The organism is Microbulbifer sp. (assembly GCF_036563125.1).
Taxonomy (GTDB): domain Bacteria; phylum Pseudomonadota; class Gammaproteobacteria; order Pseudomonadales; family Cellvibrionaceae; genus Microbulbifer.
Genome location: NZ_DATCMV010000113.1, coordinates 26,500 through 41,018, shown reverse-complemented (window position 1 = coordinate 41,018; position 14,519 = coordinate 26,500). Strand labels below are relative to the sequence as shown.

The window sequence follows — 14,519 nt, the reverse complement described above, 5'->3', positions numbered from 1 at the left end:
GCATTTCGTTCCGCCATTCCCAACGAGGACGCGAATCGTGGGTCGCGTTCCCGTTTGTTCCGCTTGCCGAAGTGCTGTATAACCATCCAGCTTTATCCAGATAACATCGAACCACACCGTGTAATCCATGCCCGCCCCCGTTGAACTGGCACCAGACTATTACCTGACGAACTTCCTCGCTCTCGCAGACTTCGTGATGTCCCGTTACGAGGCCTTGCTGTCGGCGGACGAGCGGCGGTTTTACGCGGATTTTCACGCCCTGGATATGGACAGCCAGCGGCTGTATGTCAGGCTGCTGTCCCGCAAAGGGGTGCCCTCCACTGCCGGTTCACTTTTTCGCCAGCGCAAACTCGCCTATGCCGAGATTGGCGATCTGGCCGCTGCCGCCGATCGGCTGGTGGAAAGCGGTTTACTGCAGCGCAACCCGGTAATCGCAGCCACAGAACTGCTGCCGCTGTTCAGCAAGGCCGAGCTGTTGCCACTGAGTAGCGTCCCCCTGCCCCGATCCTTGAAGCGCCCGGAACTGGAACAGGCGCTGTTGCAACAAGGTATGGATACCTCGGCACTCACCGCCGCAGACCCGCTGCTCGCGGTGCAGTCGGCGCAGCACTTCGAGACTTTCAAGCTGTGCTTTTTCGGCAACCTGAACCAGGATCTCACCGACTGGGTATTGCGTGACCTGGGACTTTACCAATACGAACAGTACGCGCTCGACCGCGACCATCTCCCGTTTAAGAACCGCGCGCAGATCGAACGGCACCTCAGGTACTACGACTGTCTGTCCGTACTGGACGACACCCTCGACTCCGGCGCCGATGCGATTCTGAAACTGGCTGCGCAATTACCGGCCGCGGATACAGAAGACGCGACCCTGCAGCGCCGTCTCGACCGATTGCGACTCACCATGGCCCGGCAGCTCGAGCGGCTGGAAGCGCTGGAGGCCGCCGACCAACTGTACCGGCTGTGTGTCCGCCCACCCGCGCGGGAGCGCCGCGCGCGTATTGCGGTAGCACGTGGGGATATCGATGGCGGTTTGACGTTGTGCCGGGAGATTCTCGCGGCACCGCTGTGCGAGGCCGAAGAGGTGTTTGCGGAAAGCTTTGGCTACCGCACCGCCAAACGCGAGCAACGCCTGGACGGCTGGGCAGCGCCTTCGCGGTACCAGGCGCCCACCGAAACCGTAGCGCTGCCGCCGGCTGCCATGTGCGTGGAGCTGATTGCCGCAGCCTGGCTGGAAGTGGATGCCGGCGGCCCTTGTCACTACGTGGAAAACACCCTGTTCAACGGGATACTGGGGCTCTATGTGTGGGACATCGTATTCGCTGCGCGCCCCGGTGCCTTCTTCAATCCGTTTCAGGTGTCGCCCAGCGATTTCCGCACGCCGGACTTCTACCCGTTACGCCGCAAAGCGTTCGAACAGCGCCTAGCCGAACTCGACCGAGAAAATCTCGCCGCTCGAGTATGGAAGAACTTTGACCAGAAATACGGCATTGCCAACCCGCTGGTCGCCTGGGACGCGCTCTCTGAGCCATTGCTGACGCTCGCCCTGGAGCGCATACCCGCCGCACACTGGCAGGTACTGTTCCGGCGTTTGCTCGCAGATATCGCCAACCACCGCAGCGGCCTGCCGGACCTGATCCGCTTCCCCGATGCGGGCGGCTATGAACTGGTCGAAGTGAAAGGCCCGGGCGACCGCCTGCAGCAGAACCAGCAGCGCTGGCTGGCGTTTTTTGTCCGGCACCAAATTCCTCACCGGGTGCTGCATGTGGAATGGCAGGTATCGTGAGCGCACGGCAAATCCTGCGCTTGTCGGTGGGCGAACTGGTGTCTTTTGCCTGCCGGACCGGGGACCTCATCGCCGATGCTCCGAGCGGCCCCACCGCTGTTGAGGGCATTCGCGCCCACCAGAAACTGCAGAAAAAGCGCCCGCCCGGCAGCGAGGCGGAATACCGGCTGGAAGTGGAATACCCGCTTTTTGGTGAAACGTTTTTGCTTACCGGTCGCGTGGACATTGTGCACCCGCAATCGGATCTGCATCGCCCCGCACAGCTGGACGAAATCAAGACCACGTATTGCCATCCCCACCGGTTGCCGGATTCTGTGCGGGAACAGCACTGGGCGCAGCTGAAAATTTACGGCTTCTGTTATCTGCTACAGCACCAGCGTGACCGGGGGGCAGCGCCTGATGCCGAGGAGCAGCTGTCGCTGCAGATGCAGTGGTACGACCTCAAACAGCGAAAGTCTTATCCCGAGCGCCAGCTGTTCAGCTGGCCCGAGCTTGAAGACTTCGCCCACAAGGCGCTGAGTACCTACGTCGAATGGCACAGGGCATGGCAACAGCAGCGTGAGCGCGTGCGTGCAAGTGCGCATGCCCTGGAGTTTCCCTTTGCCAACTACCGGCCGGGCCAGCGCGAGCTGGCCATATCTGCCTACCGCTGCCTGCGCGACGGCGGTGAACTGGTGGCGGAAGCCCCCACCGGTATCGGCAAGACCGTGAGTACCCTGTTCCCGGCGATCAAGGCGCTGGGGGAAGGCCACCTGGACCAGCTGGTATACCTGACCGCAAAAAACTCCGGTCGCCAGGTGGTGCGGGAAACCGCCAGCCGATTACACGAACAGGGACTCGCCCTGAGCTTGCTGGAGATCCAGGCCAAGGACAAAACCTGTGCCTGCCGCCTGGGCCTGTGCAGCCCCGATGCCGATGGCATCTGTCCGCGCACGCGGGGGTTTTTCGACCGCTTGCCGGAAGCCCGCCAGCAGCTCCTCGGGCAGCCGCTACTGACACCGGAAAAAATAGCTACGGTGGCGGATGCACTGCAGTTGTGTCCATTTGAGCTGTCGCTGCAGATGCTGCCGTGGGTAGATCTGGTGGTGTGCGACTTCAACTATGTATTCGATCCCCTGGTGCGCCTGAACAGCCTGCAAAGTGACCAGCAACGGCGTGCGCTATTGGTGGACGAGGCCCACAACCTCGGTGATCGCGCCCGCGGCATGCACAGCGCGCAGCTGACCCGCCGTGGCAGCCGGCAGGCCGCCAGAGACTGCCGGGGCTATCCGACGTTGAAGCGCGCGGTGAATTCGCTGGTGCGGGCACTGGATCAGTGGGTTGAAGAAAGGCCCCGGGATGAACGCTTTTCCGCGGGACCGGCGGACGCGGCCGCCGAAACCTGGCTGACGCCTCTGGATACGACCACAACCAGCGACGTTTTCCAGGGCCCGGATGCTGTCATTGCGGCCGCGCACAAAGTCATGGCCGTCATCAGCCAGATGTGGGAACAGTCGCAATCCCCGCCCGAGGAAATTGGCGAGTGGCTGCATAGCCTGTACCGGTTCCTGACCATCGTCGGCATACTGAACGACCAGCACCGTTGCCTCACACGGCGCGAGAATCGGGACGCGCCCTGGCAGGAGCAACAGCTCAAGTTGCTGTGCGTCAATGCTGCGGACTTTTTGCAGCAGTGTTACCGCCAGTTCCGCGGGGTGATTCTGTTTTCCGCGACATTACGCCCGGCCCCCTATATTCAGCAGCAGCTGGGCGTGGCAGCGGAAGCCCCTTACCTGTCGCTGCCCTCGCCTTTCACATCCGACCAGCTGGGTGTATTTCTGTGCCCTTACCTGGACACACGCTACCGGGCGCGGGAGCGGGCGGCGGATACGCTGGTGGACATGATCGCGCGGGTGTACCACAGCCGCCCCGGCAATTATCTGGTGTTTTTTCCCTCCTACCGATTTCTGCAACAGGTCGCCGAGCGCTTTGCCGCACAGTATCCCGACATCGCCCTGATCCAACAGACCGCGGGTGCCAGTGAACAGGAGCGCGCGGCGTTTCTCGCCTGTTTCAGCGAAAATCGGCGCAGCCTCGGCTTTGCCATCATGGGCGGTATATTTGGTGAGGGTATCGACTATGTGGGGGAACAACTGGTGGGATGCATCCTTGCAGGCGTCGGACTGCCACAAGTCAGCGAGGAGCAGGAGTTGTTGCGACAGGCCGCGGCAACCTGTGGCGACAAGGTTTTCTCCAATGGTTTCGATATCGCCTATCGCTATCCCGGTCTTACCCGGGTGCTGCAGGCCGCGGGCCGCGTGATCCGTACCGAGACAGACCGCGGTGTGGTGATTCTCGCAGACGCGCGCTTCGCCGAGCCGTTTTACCCGCCGCTGCTCCCCGGGCACTGGCAATTGCAGCACTGCGCCAGCGGCGAGGTACTATCGAGCGCCCTGGGTAATTTCTGGGGCACAGAGACGTAGTTAAAGAGTTATGGTTTCAAAACGACAGTTCTACCGCCGCGGCCCGGTTCAGCGCGACAGCGACAGCGTGAGCTTTGTGGATGTGCGGCGAAAATTCGGTTTCCGTGCCATCAGTATCGGCCGCTGGGTGACCGCAGCCGAGCGCGACACGGCCGCCGGCCTGTTCTACGACGCGCTCGCGGATCTGATGTCGATCCTGCGCGGGCCGGAAATTCTGATTTCCCTGCGCGAGACGCTGGCGTTCCAGTACGGGATCGGCGGGCGCCCGGGCACCATGGCGTTTTACGAACCGGCCACACGTACGTTTTCCCTGGCGAAAAATGCAGGGCCAGGCTCCATCGCCCACGAGTGGTTTCACGCGCTGGATCACTATCTCGCGGACAAGGCGTTCAGCGATGTCGTCGGCAACAGCGACACCCGACATATCTATGCCTCGGACGCCTGGTTGCGGGATGCGACGCCAGTGCCTCACCCCATTAACGATTTGTTGTTCGCCTGCTTCCGCGCCATCATGCTGGATGAAAGTGGCGAAAACCCCAGTGAACTGTTTCGTATTTCCTGCGCGGCGGACAAGGCGAATGGTTGCGTGTATTACAGCGACCCGGCGGAAATCTGTGCGCGCGCGTTCGAGGCCTTCGTGCAGGACGCGAGTATCAGCAACAATTTTCTGGTCGCTGGCACCAAGGCCAGCGAGGAAGCGCGTGTGGGGTTGTACCCGTCAGGCGCCCATCGCCAGGCGATTAACAGCGCATTCGAGCGCTATTTTTACCGTCTCGGCAGCGCACTGCGCGCAGATCAACTGCGCACCGGTTAACAACCCTCGCGCACAACGGCAGCGAAGGTTGCGGCTATTTCATCCGATCGGCTACACTGCCGCCGCATTTAACCCACCTTAGCGCATCCCGCGCCATACTCATGATTGCAACCCGGCGAATTACAGCTGTGCCAGGAGAGCATCATGCGAATGGCGGCGCCTGTTTCCGATTACAGTATTACCGAGCCTTTCATGAGCAGTGATTTATTACGCCAGTTATTGCACAACCAATTGGTCTGGAGCGTCCTCCTGATTTTGGGTGTGATGCTGGTGAAATATCTTCTCGCACAGATTTTCAAGAATTCGGACTGGGCGCGACAGGACGTACGCCGACGGATCCACATGCTGGATAACATCGGCAATCTGGTCATGGTGGTTGGGCTGTTTGCTATATGGGTATCGGAACTGCGGGATTTTGCCCTGTCGATCGCGGCGTTTTCCGTTGCCATCGTGATTGCCCTGCGCGATGTGGTTCAGTGCCTGGTGGGCGGCATCTACCAGACCAGCATGCGCTCTTTCACCGTCGGTGACTGGGTGCGGATCGGCGATCAGTTTGGCGAGGTCATCGACAATAACTGGTTGAGCACCACTCTGCTGGAAATCGACCCCCACGGCCTCGGCAACGGCTACACCGGCACCACGCTGTATGTCCCGAATGGTGTGTTCTTCTCCCAGACGGTGAAAAACCTCAATTATATGCGCCGCTATATCGAGCACACCTTTGTCATCGTGCGCGAGAACAAGGGGCAGAATCCATTCGTGATCAAACAGTTCATTACCGACCGGGTATTGCAGTACTGTGAGTCTTTCAAGGATGTCGCCGAGCGCTACTGCAAACTGATCGAAAACCGCATGGGTGTGGAACTCGCCAGCGTGGAGCCGAAAATCCAGTTCAGCACCAGCGATATCGGCCACGATGTACTCACTATCACTCTGTTCTGCCCGCGCGAATCCGCCACCGAGATCGAGCAGAAGGTGACCGAGGACTTCTACCATTTCTGGTATGGCAATTCCGGCGGCAAGGCCGAGTCCAGCCATCCGCTAGCGCCACAGGTCAGCTAGCTCGCTGCCGCCTCTGGGTAATATGGTCCCACTGGCGCCGGAATTTGCACTTGCTCTGAAGCGCTATTTGCCCAAATATACAGCGATAAAATAGGCGACTTACTGGGAGGCTTTGGTGCACGGTTCGCATGTGAGGGCGGTAGTTGCGCGCGTATTACTGCTTTTCCCGCTGTTTTCCACTTTGCCCACCCAGGCTGACGAACTGACCCTTGCGGTAGCCTCGAATTTCACCGCCCCAATGCAGGAAATTGCCTCACGATTCGAACAGCACAGCGGGCATACGGTAAAGCTGGCATTCGGCTCGTCGGGAAAGTTTTTCGCACAGATCAGCCATGGCGCCCCCTATCAGGCGCTATTTTCCGCAGACCAGACGAAGCCCGCACAACTGGTGACGCTGGGCTTGGCAGACGCCACCAGCCGCTTCACCTACGCCGAAGGCAAGCTGGCGCTCTGGTCCAGCAAGCCCGGTTTTGTGGACGCCGAAGGCGAAGTACTGAAGCGCGGCGACTTCAACAAACTCGCTATCGCCAATCCGAAGCTCGCGCCATACGGTGCGGCGGCAGTGGAATTGCTGCAACAGTTACAGCTGGAAACACAAACCCGCGCGCGCTGGGTACAGGGGGAGAATATCTCCCAGACCTATCAGTTTGTGGCCAGCGGCAATGCGGACCTGGGGCTGGTGGCACTGTCGCAGATCTTCAAAGATGGAAAAGTGGCAGAGGGCTCCGCGTGGATAGTACCGGCGCAACTCTACAGCCCCATCCGCCAGGATGCGGTGGTGCTAAAACACGGTGAACATGTTCCCGCAATGCAGGAATTTTGGGCGTTTATGCACAGTGCCGAGGTGAGCGCGATTATTCGCACTTACGGCTACGGCAACCCGTCCTCGCACGGGGGTGACAATGCTCAGTGACGCCGATTGGGGCGCCATCTGGCTGACATTGCGCCTGGCCACTACGGTGACAATTTTGCTGTTGTTGCTGGGCACTCCACTGGCGTTGTGGCTGGCGAAAACCCGCTCGCGCTTCAAGGGGCCGGTGAGCGCACTGGTGGCAATGCCATTAGTTCTGCCTCCCACGGTGCTCGGTTTTTACCTGCTGATTTTCATGGGGCCATCTGGTCCCATGGGCAAATTCACCGAGTTACTCGGGTTGGGCACCCTTCCCTTTACCTTCTGGGGCTTGGTAGTGGCCTCGCTGCTCTATTCCCTGCCGTTCGTGGTACAGCCGATCCAGAATGCCATCGAGGCACAGGGCGCGCGTCCGTCCGAGGTGGCGGCAACCCTGCGATCCGGCCCCTGGGATCGCTTCTGGCATGTGACACTCCCACTGGCCAAGCCCGGCATCCTCACCGCAACTGTGCTGGGGTTTGCCCACACCGTGGGTGAATTCGGCGTGGTGCTGATGATTGGCGGCAATATTCCCGGTGCGACCCGGGTGGTTTCGGTACAGATCTACGACCACGTGGAAGCGCTGGAATACACCCAGGCCCACTGGCTCTCTGCAGTAATGATCGGATTTTCATTTCTAGTGCTGCTGCTTCTGTACCTTCTGCAGCACCGCAAATCGGCGGCGGGAATACGCTATGGCATCTGAGCGCGATTTTCCGGACTCTGCCCCTCACCTTCCCGCGCGGGGTATCGTCGGGCATTTTCACCTGCCCATGCAGAACGATACTGGCGACCGGCGGTTTACCCTGGATGTGAAACTGGACCTTCCGGGACGCGGGGTGACCGGTATTTTCGGCCCTTCCGGTTCCGGCAAAACCACCCTGCTGCGCTGTATTGCGGGTCTGCAGTCCTGTGACAACGGCAGCCTCTCTGTAAACGGGGAACCCTGGCAGTTCGCACACAACCCGCGCAAAACGCTGGCGGTACACCGGCGCCCGCTGGGGTTTGTATTCCAACAACCGAGCCTGTTCCCGCACCTGAGCGCGGAGCAAAATCTGACCTTTGCGCGCAAGCGCGCCTGGCAAAAGGTCTCGCCGACGGAATACGATCAGATCATCGCCCTGATGGGGATTGAACATCTGCTCCGCCAGTACCCGGCGGCCCTCTCCGGCGGCGAGCAGCAGCGTATCGCCATCGCCCGCGCGCTGCTGGTCAAACCCCGCCTGCTGCTGATGGACGAACCGCTCGCGTCTCTCGACCAGATGCGCAAGCGGGAAATCCTGCCCTACCTGGAAAAACTCCACCGCGCGCTGGATACCCCGATCATCTATGTCAGCCACTCGGTGGAGGAAATTGCCCGTCTGGCGGACCATCTGTTACTGATGGACAGCGGCAAGATCCAGCGCCAAGGTCCGGCAGCCAGCATCCTTTCACGCACGGATTTTCCCGTACAACTGGGTGACGATCTGGGGGTTTTGATTCAGGCACGGATTGCCGAGCGCAACAGTGAATGGCACCTGGCGCGGGCGGAGTTTGACGGCGGGCACTTGTGGCTGCGCGACAGCGGTGAGGCGGCCGGAGAGTTCATCCGCGTGCGTATTCTGGCCCGCGACATCAGCCTCACCCTCAATGAGGACACCCGAAGCAGTATCCTGAATCGCCTGCCGGTAAAGGTGCAGGAAATCAGTGCAGATCGCGATCCGGCGATGGTGTTGCTCCGCCTGCAACCATCGGGAGATCAAGCAACGGTGCATGGCGAGTCGCACCTGATTGCACGCATCACCCGCCGATCACTACAGGAACTGGCAATCACTGAAGGTAGTGAACTCTGGGCGCAGATCAAATCCGTGGCGATCGTTCGTTAGCCCACTCCAGCAAAGATTTTGGCAGCGCGAAATCCGCCAGACCACAGCCACACCAGCAAATTCCAGAAACAAAAAAGGCCGGGCTGCACATGCATTACCCGGCCAAGGTTTACAGTCTGTTCAATTCCGTTATGCGGGTTCGGTCCGCCGCTCGGATGAATTGCTGTCCAGGGCGAGCTTGTCGGCGAAGTTTTCTGTATTCGCCGCCGCCTTTTTGCCACCGAACATTTTCTGCACCACCACAAAAAACAGCGGGATGAAGAAGATACCCAGCAGTGTGCCCACAATCATGCCCCCCAGAACACCGGTACCGATGGCCTGCTGCGCGCCGGAACCGGCACCAGAGGCAATCGCCAGTGGCAGTACGCCGAGACCGAAGGCCAGCGAAGTCATGATGATTGGACGCAGGCGGTCGCGCACAGCGTGCATGGTCGCCTGAATTAGCTCCATACCCGCTTCGAGGTTCTGTTTGGCAAACTCCACGATCAGGATCGCGTTCTTGCTGGTCAGACCCACGGTGGTGAGCATAGCGACCTGGAAGTAGATGTCCCGGTCAAAGCCGCGCAGGTTGCTGGCCAGTACCGCGCCGAGAATACCCAGCGGGGCTACCAGTAGTACTGCGGTGGGTACGGTCCAGCTCTCGTAGAGTGCCGCCAGGCACAGGAACACGATCAAGATCGACAGCGCGTACAGCAGCGTGGTCTGCGAGCCCGCCTGCTGCTCCTGGTAAGACAGCGCGGTCCACTCAAGGCCGAAACCTTCCGGCAGCTGGCTCACCAGGCGCTCCATTTCCGCCATGGATTCACCGGAGCTGACACCGGGAGCGCCCTGCCCCTGGATCTGCACCGCGGGCACACCGTTGTAGCGCTCGAGGCGCGGCGAGCCGTACTCCCAGTCAAAGGTGGCGAAGGACGACACAGGCACCATCTCGCCGCTGCTGTTGCGCACGGACCACAGGCGAAAATCTTCCGGGTTCATGCGGAACGGCGCATCCGCCTGCATGTACACGCGCTTGATGCGGCCGCGGTCGATAAAGTCGTCGATATACTGGCCGCCCCAGGCAACGCCAAGGGTGCTGTTGATATTGCCGATGGACACGCCGAGGGCGGCGGCTTTGGCATTGTTCACTTTCAGCTTGAACTGCGGCGTATCTTCCTGGCCATTCGGGCGCACCCCGGTCAGCAGCGGGCTCTGCGCGGCCATGCCCAGCAGCTGGTTGCGCGCATTGATCAGCGCCTCATGACCGAGATTGCCATTGTCTTTCAGATACATGGCGAAACCGGCCGAGGTGCCCAGCTCCGGCAGTGCCGGCGGGGAAAACGCATAGGCGATGGCGTCCTTGATCTGGCTCAGCGCGCCCATGCCGCGCATGGCGACGGATTTGGCCTGCTCGGACTCCTCCTTACGCTCGTCCCAGTCCTTCAACTTGATAAACGCCATGGCGTTGTTCTGCCCGCTACCGGCAAAGCTGAAGCCCTGCACCGAGAATACGGACTCCACCAGTTCGCTTTCATTGTTGAGGAAGTGATCTTCCAGTTTCTGCACCGATTCCATGGTGCGCTCCTGGGTGGCCCCAACCGGGGTTTGTACCAGGGAGAAAAGCACACCCTGGTCCTCTTCCGGCAGGAACGAGCTCGGCGAGCGCACAAACAGGAACACCATCACCGCGGTCAGCAGTACAAACAGCAGCATAAAGCGACCGCTGCGGGCGAGAATGCCGCGCACACCGCGCTGGTAGGTTGCCGCACTGCGATCAAAATTACGGTTGAACCAGCCGAAGAAGCCGTTCTGGCTGCCGTGGGAGGCCGGCTTCAACATGGTGGCGCACAGTGCTGGTGTCAGCACGATGGCAACGAGAACCGAAAACGCCATGGCGGCAACAATGGTGGCGGAGAACTGGCGGTAGATCACCCCGGTAGAGCCATCCATAAACGCCATGGGTACGAACACCGCCGACAGCACCACACCAATACCAATCAGGGCACCGGTAATCTGTTTCATGGATTTTTTGGTGGCTTCCTTGGGTGAGAGGTTCTCCTCGTGCATCACCCGCTCCACGTTTTCCACCACCACAATGGCATCGTCCACCAGCAGACCGATGGCGAGTACCATCGCAAACATGGTCAGCATGTTCACGGAGAACCCGAGCAGCGACAGCACACCAAAGGTGCCGAGCAGTACTACTGGCACGGCAATGGTGGGAATGACTGTCGCGCGAATGTTCTGCAGGAACAGCAGCATCACCAGGAATACCAGGATCACCGCTTCCACCAGCGTCTGCAGCACACCCTTGATGGACACCTCGACAAACGGCGTGGTGTCGAACGGGATCACGGTCTTCAGGCCGGTGGGGAAGCCGGAGTTCATTTCCGCGAGCTTGGCCTTTACCGCATCCGCGGTTTCCAGTGCATTGGCACCGGTGGCCAGGGAGATGGCAATACCGGTGGCGGGCGCGCGGTTGTAGCGGGTCAGGAAATCGTAGCTCTCGGTGCCCATTTCTACCCTCGCCACGTCACCGAGCTTCAGCACGGAACCATCGGGATTGGCACGCAGGATCACGTTGCGGAATTCTTCCGGCGTCTGCATACGGCTCTGGGCAGTAATACTCGCCGTCAGTTGCTGGCCCTCAATTGCGGGGGTGCCGCCGAGACTGCCAATCGCCACCTGTTGGTTCTGGCTGTTTACCGCCGCGATAATATCGGTGGGGGTAACCTTGTAGGCATCGAGCTTGTTCGGGTCCAGCCAGATACGCATGGCGTACTTGGAACCGAACACCTGGATGCCGCCCACACCGGGCACGCGGCTGAGCGGGTCGACCACGTTGGACACCACGTAATCCGCGATGTCTTCCTTCTTCATGCTGCCATCGGTGGAGACGAAGCCCGCCACCATCAGGAAGCCCGCGCGGCCTTTACCCACGGTCAGCCCCTGGCGCTGCACCGCTTCCGGCAGCAGCGGCATGGCCAGCTGGAGTTTGTTCTGCACCTGTACCTGGGCGATATCCGGATCGGTGCCGTTGGCAAACGTAAGGGTGACCTCAGTGGTACCAATGGACTGACTGGTGGCAGACATGTACAGCAGGCCGTCGAGCCCTTTCATGTTCTGCTCGATCACCTGAGTAACCGTGTCTTCGATCACTTTGGCGGAGGCGCCGGGATAGGCACCACTGATGGAAACCACCGGCGGCGCGATATCCGGGTAGCGCTCTACCGGCAATTTGGTAATCGCGAGGCCGCCAAACAGCATCACGACGATGGCAATCACCCACGCGAAGATCGGGCGATCAATAAAAAACCCTGCCATTGCTGTTACCCCTCGCTGGCGTCGCTCTGTGCTTGTTCGGATGCATTACTTGCGGATTTGCCGGCAGACGGGGCCGGCAGATCGAGCGGCGCCTGCGCGGCCACTTCTCCGGCGTTAACCACCACGCCCGGACGCACCTTCTGCAGCCCCTCGACGATCACGCGGTCGCCTGCCTTAAGGCCACTTTCCACCAGCCAGGCGCTACCCACGGTCTGGGACACCCGTACCGGGCGTACTTCTACGGTGTTGTCCTCAGCAACCACCATCGCGGTGGTGTTGCCCTTGGGATCACGGGCAATGCCCTGCTGCGGTACCAGAATGGCGTTTTCACGCTGGCCACTTCCCACGGAGGCACGCACATACATACCCGGCAACAGCAAATGGTCCGGATTAGGTACGACCACACGCAGGCGCACACTGCCGGTGGTCGGTTCGACGCTCACCTCAGAGAATGCGAGTTTGCCAGCGTGGGGATAGCGACTGCCGTCCTCCAACAGAATGGTCACCGGCAGATCGTCGGTGCTCTCCATCGTGCCTGCCGCCAGTGACTTGCGCAGGCTCAACAGTTCGCTGACCGATTGGGTCAGGTCTACATAGATAGGATCCAGCTGCTGGATAGTCGCCAGTGCTGTGGCCTGATTGGTGGTGACCAGAGCACCCTGGGTCACGGAAGAGATACCGATGCGACCGCTGATCGGCGCACTGATGCGGGCAAATTCCAGCGTCACTTTGCTGCGCTGTACCGCCGCTTTCGCCGCGGCCACGTCCGCCTTCGCCTGTTGCAGTGCCGCTACCGCGCTGTCGTTGTCCTGTTTGCTCACTGCACCGGTCTTTACCAGCTCTTGGGTACGATCCGCCTGCAGCTTTGCCACATTCAGGGTGGCCTGTGCCCGTTCCAGCGAGGCGCGCGCACTGTCGTAATCCGCGCGATAGCGAGCATCGTCCAGTTGGTACAGCGCACCACCGGCCTGCACGAGCCCGCCCTCCTTGAACAGCTGATCCTTGACGATGCCATCTACCTGCGGGCGCACTTCCGCCACCTTGAACGGGTTGGTGCGACCGGGCAGTTGACGAGTCAGGGTGACGGGTTCGGCAGCCAGGGTGACGACGGTGACCTGTGGCGTATGTCCTTGCATCGCCTGCTGTTTTTCTCCGCAGGCTGACAACAGCGCTACGGCAAGCAACAAGCTGCCGGAGATCAACGACTTCTTCTTTTGCAACATGACGACCTCGTTATTGCATCCATACCGGTACCTGGAGCGGCACCCTGGCGATTGAATTCTTGAAAAAAACACCGCTCCCGGAGACCTCCGGAAGCGGTGCACTCAAGCGACTGTGACGGGCTGACTGAGTACCCGGTCAGTTCGGTAAGTAGATGGTGTCAACCAGACAAATCTGACTTATCTGTCGACTTGGCCAGAATTTAAATACATTCATGAATGAATATCAACTATTTATTCACCCGTGAATGTAAAGTAAAATCAACGCAGTATTGAACGGACTCCCGTCCGCTGAGTCGGGGGCACCCACACCGCGCGATATGCCGGCGCTCGGTACTTCCAATGAATTATTCAGGTAGCGATGATGGCGAAACGTACAAAGGAAGATGCACTGGAAACCCGCGAGCGGATTCTCGACGCGGCAATTGAAGTATTCGACCAGCGTGGCGTTTCCCGTCCCTCCCTGACCGAAATCGCTGAATTGGCGGGCGTTACCCGCGGCGCGGTGTACGGGCACTTTCAGAACAAAACAGATCTGTTCGGCGCGCTTGCCGACCGCATCCAGCTACCGGATGAATCCCTCTGTCAGGCACCGCAGCATTCGTGTGATCCCCTGGGTGAATTGCGCAAGCGCTGGGTCTTCCTCTACCGCGAGGTGATGGCGAATGAACAGTGGCGCAGGATCTTCGCGATCATCCTGCTGCGCTGTGAATGGGTACCAGAAAATGGCGAGATCAATCAGCGCTGTGTGCAAGGGCATTCAGAGGCCACTATGCGCCTGCGGAATCTGATCGAAAACGCCGTTTCCGTTGGGCAGCTCCCCGCAGACCTGGATATCGACATCGCTGTACCGGTGATACACGCGGGTATTGTCGGCTTGCTGCAGGAGTGGCTGATGAACCCCGAGGCGTTCAATATCGCTGAGGTCGGCGCCCGTCACGTCGAGGCCATGCTGGAAATGCTGCAGACCTCCCGGCACCTGTGCAAGCAGATTGAGAATACCTGACTGACTCGCCCGAATAACGCCTCAAGCGTGCATCCGTCGCAACAGACAGTCGATTGATCGAATTTCAACCGGAAAAGCGGCAAAACATCGGAATGACTTGAAGGTGTCGCGG

Annotated in this window: 10 protein-coding genes; 8 read left to right on the top strand and 2 right to left on the bottom strand. The window is 60.1% G+C overall.

All coding sequences use genetic code 11. The features are described from left to right. The first annotated feature begins 127 nt into the window (after nucleotides 1-127). The 7 genes from VIL80_RS09325 (at nucleotide 128) to modC (ending at nucleotide 8,878) form a co-directional block, all read left to right on the top strand. Nucleotides 128-1,786 carry a VRR-NUC domain-containing protein gene (locus tag VIL80_RS09325; RefSeq protein ID WP_332035838.1) on the top strand — a complete coding sequence of 553 codons (1,659 nt, stop codon included), beginning with the start codon at nucleotides 128-130 and terminating at the stop codon, nucleotides 1,784-1,786. Then, complete coding sequence (locus VIL80_RS09320) at nucleotides 1,783-4,248, top strand: ATP-dependent DNA helicase (protein ID WP_332035837.1); 2,466 nt, start codon at nucleotides 1,783-1,785, stop codon at nucleotides 4,246-4,248. The genes VIL80_RS09325 and VIL80_RS09320 overlap by 4 nt, the downstream gene beginning before the upstream one ends. A gap of 10 nt (nucleotides 4,249-4,258) precedes the next feature. Then, a complete protein-coding gene (locus VIL80_RS09315; protein ID WP_332035836.1) occupies nucleotides 4,259-5,062 on the top strand; it encodes a CLCA_X family protein in 804 nt (267 codons plus the stop codon). Between the two features lie 144 nt (nucleotides 5,063-5,206). Then, a complete protein-coding gene (locus VIL80_RS09310) occupies nucleotides 5,207-6,124 on the top strand; it encodes a mechanosensitive ion channel family protein (RefSeq protein ID WP_332035835.1) in 918 nt (305 codons plus the stop codon). Between the two features lie 115 nt (nucleotides 6,125-6,239). Continuing rightward, nucleotides 6,240-7,037 (top strand): molybdate ABC transporter substrate-binding protein, encoded by a 798-nt coding sequence (gene modA, locus VIL80_RS09305; protein ID WP_332035834.1) that lies wholly within the window; start codon nucleotides 6,240-6,242, stop codon nucleotides 7,035-7,037. Further along, nucleotides 7,027-7,719: a molybdate ABC transporter permease subunit gene (gene modB / locus VIL80_RS09300; RefSeq protein ID WP_332035833.1), complete on the top strand. Its 693-nt coding sequence runs from the start codon at nucleotides 7,027-7,029 to the stop codon at nucleotides 7,717-7,719. Before modA ends, modB begins: the two co-directional genes overlap by 11 nt. Further along, nucleotides 7,709-8,878 carry a molybdenum ABC transporter ATP-binding protein gene (modC, locus tag VIL80_RS09295; protein WP_332035832.1) on the top strand — a complete coding sequence of 390 codons (1,170 nt, stop codon included), beginning with the start codon at nucleotides 7,709-7,711 and terminating at the stop codon, nucleotides 8,876-8,878. Before modB ends, modC begins: the two co-directional genes overlap by 11 nt. Nucleotides 8,879-9,007: 129 nt before the next feature. Here the strand turns inward: modC and VIL80_RS09290 are convergent, their stop codons facing one another. After that, nucleotides 9,008-12,181, bottom strand: coding sequence for an efflux RND transporter permease subunit (locus tag VIL80_RS09290; protein ID WP_332035831.1), 3,174 nt, complete (start codon nucleotides 12,179-12,181; stop codon nucleotides 9,008-9,010). Nucleotides 12,182-12,186: 5 nt separating this feature from the next. Further along, nucleotides 12,187-13,404 (bottom strand): efflux RND transporter periplasmic adaptor subunit, encoded by a 1,218-nt coding sequence (locus tag VIL80_RS09285; RefSeq protein WP_332035830.1) that lies wholly within the window; start codon nucleotides 13,402-13,404, stop codon nucleotides 12,187-12,189. A gap of 361 nt (nucleotides 13,405-13,765) precedes the next feature. Between VIL80_RS09285 and VIL80_RS09280 the strand changes: the two genes are divergently transcribed. Continuing rightward, on the top strand, nucleotides 13,766-14,407 hold the full coding sequence (locus VIL80_RS09280; RefSeq protein ID WP_332035829.1) for a TetR family transcriptional regulator: 642 nt from the start codon (nucleotides 13,766-13,768) through the stop codon (nucleotides 14,405-14,407). Nucleotides 14,408-14,519: the final 112 nt, after the last annotated feature.

Excerpts from the sequence above, each read along its gene's own strand:
- VIL80_RS09325 (WP_332035838.1), top strand. The coding sequence starts at position 128 with ATGCCCGCCCCCGTTGAACTGGCACCAGACTATTACCTGACGAACTTC.
- VIL80_RS09315 (WP_332035836.1), top strand. The coding sequence starts at position 4,259 with ATGGTTTCAAAACGACAGTTCTACCGCCGCGGCCCGGTTCAGCGCGAC.
- VIL80_RS09310 (WP_332035835.1), top strand. The coding sequence starts at position 5,207 with ATGCGAATGGCGGCGCCTGTTTCCGATTACAGTATTACCGAGCCTTTC.
- modB (WP_332035833.1), top strand. The coding sequence starts at position 7,027 with ATGCTCAGTGACGCCGATTGGGGCGCCATCTGGCTGACATTGCGCCTG.
- modC (WP_332035832.1), top strand. The coding sequence starts at position 7,709 with ATGGCATCTGAGCGCGATTTTCCGGACTCTGCCCCTCACCTTCCCGCG.
- VIL80_RS09290 (WP_332035831.1), bottom strand. The coding sequence starts at position 12,181 with ATGGCAGGGTTTTTTATTGATCGCCCGATCTTCGCGTGGGTGATTGCC.
- VIL80_RS09285 (WP_332035830.1), bottom strand. The coding sequence starts at position 13,404 with ATGTTGCAAAAGAAGAAGTCGTTGATCTCCGGCAGCTTGTTGCTTGCC.
- VIL80_RS09280 (WP_332035829.1), top strand. The coding sequence starts at position 13,766 with ATGGCGAAACGTACAAAGGAAGATGCACTGGAAACCCGCGAGCGGATT.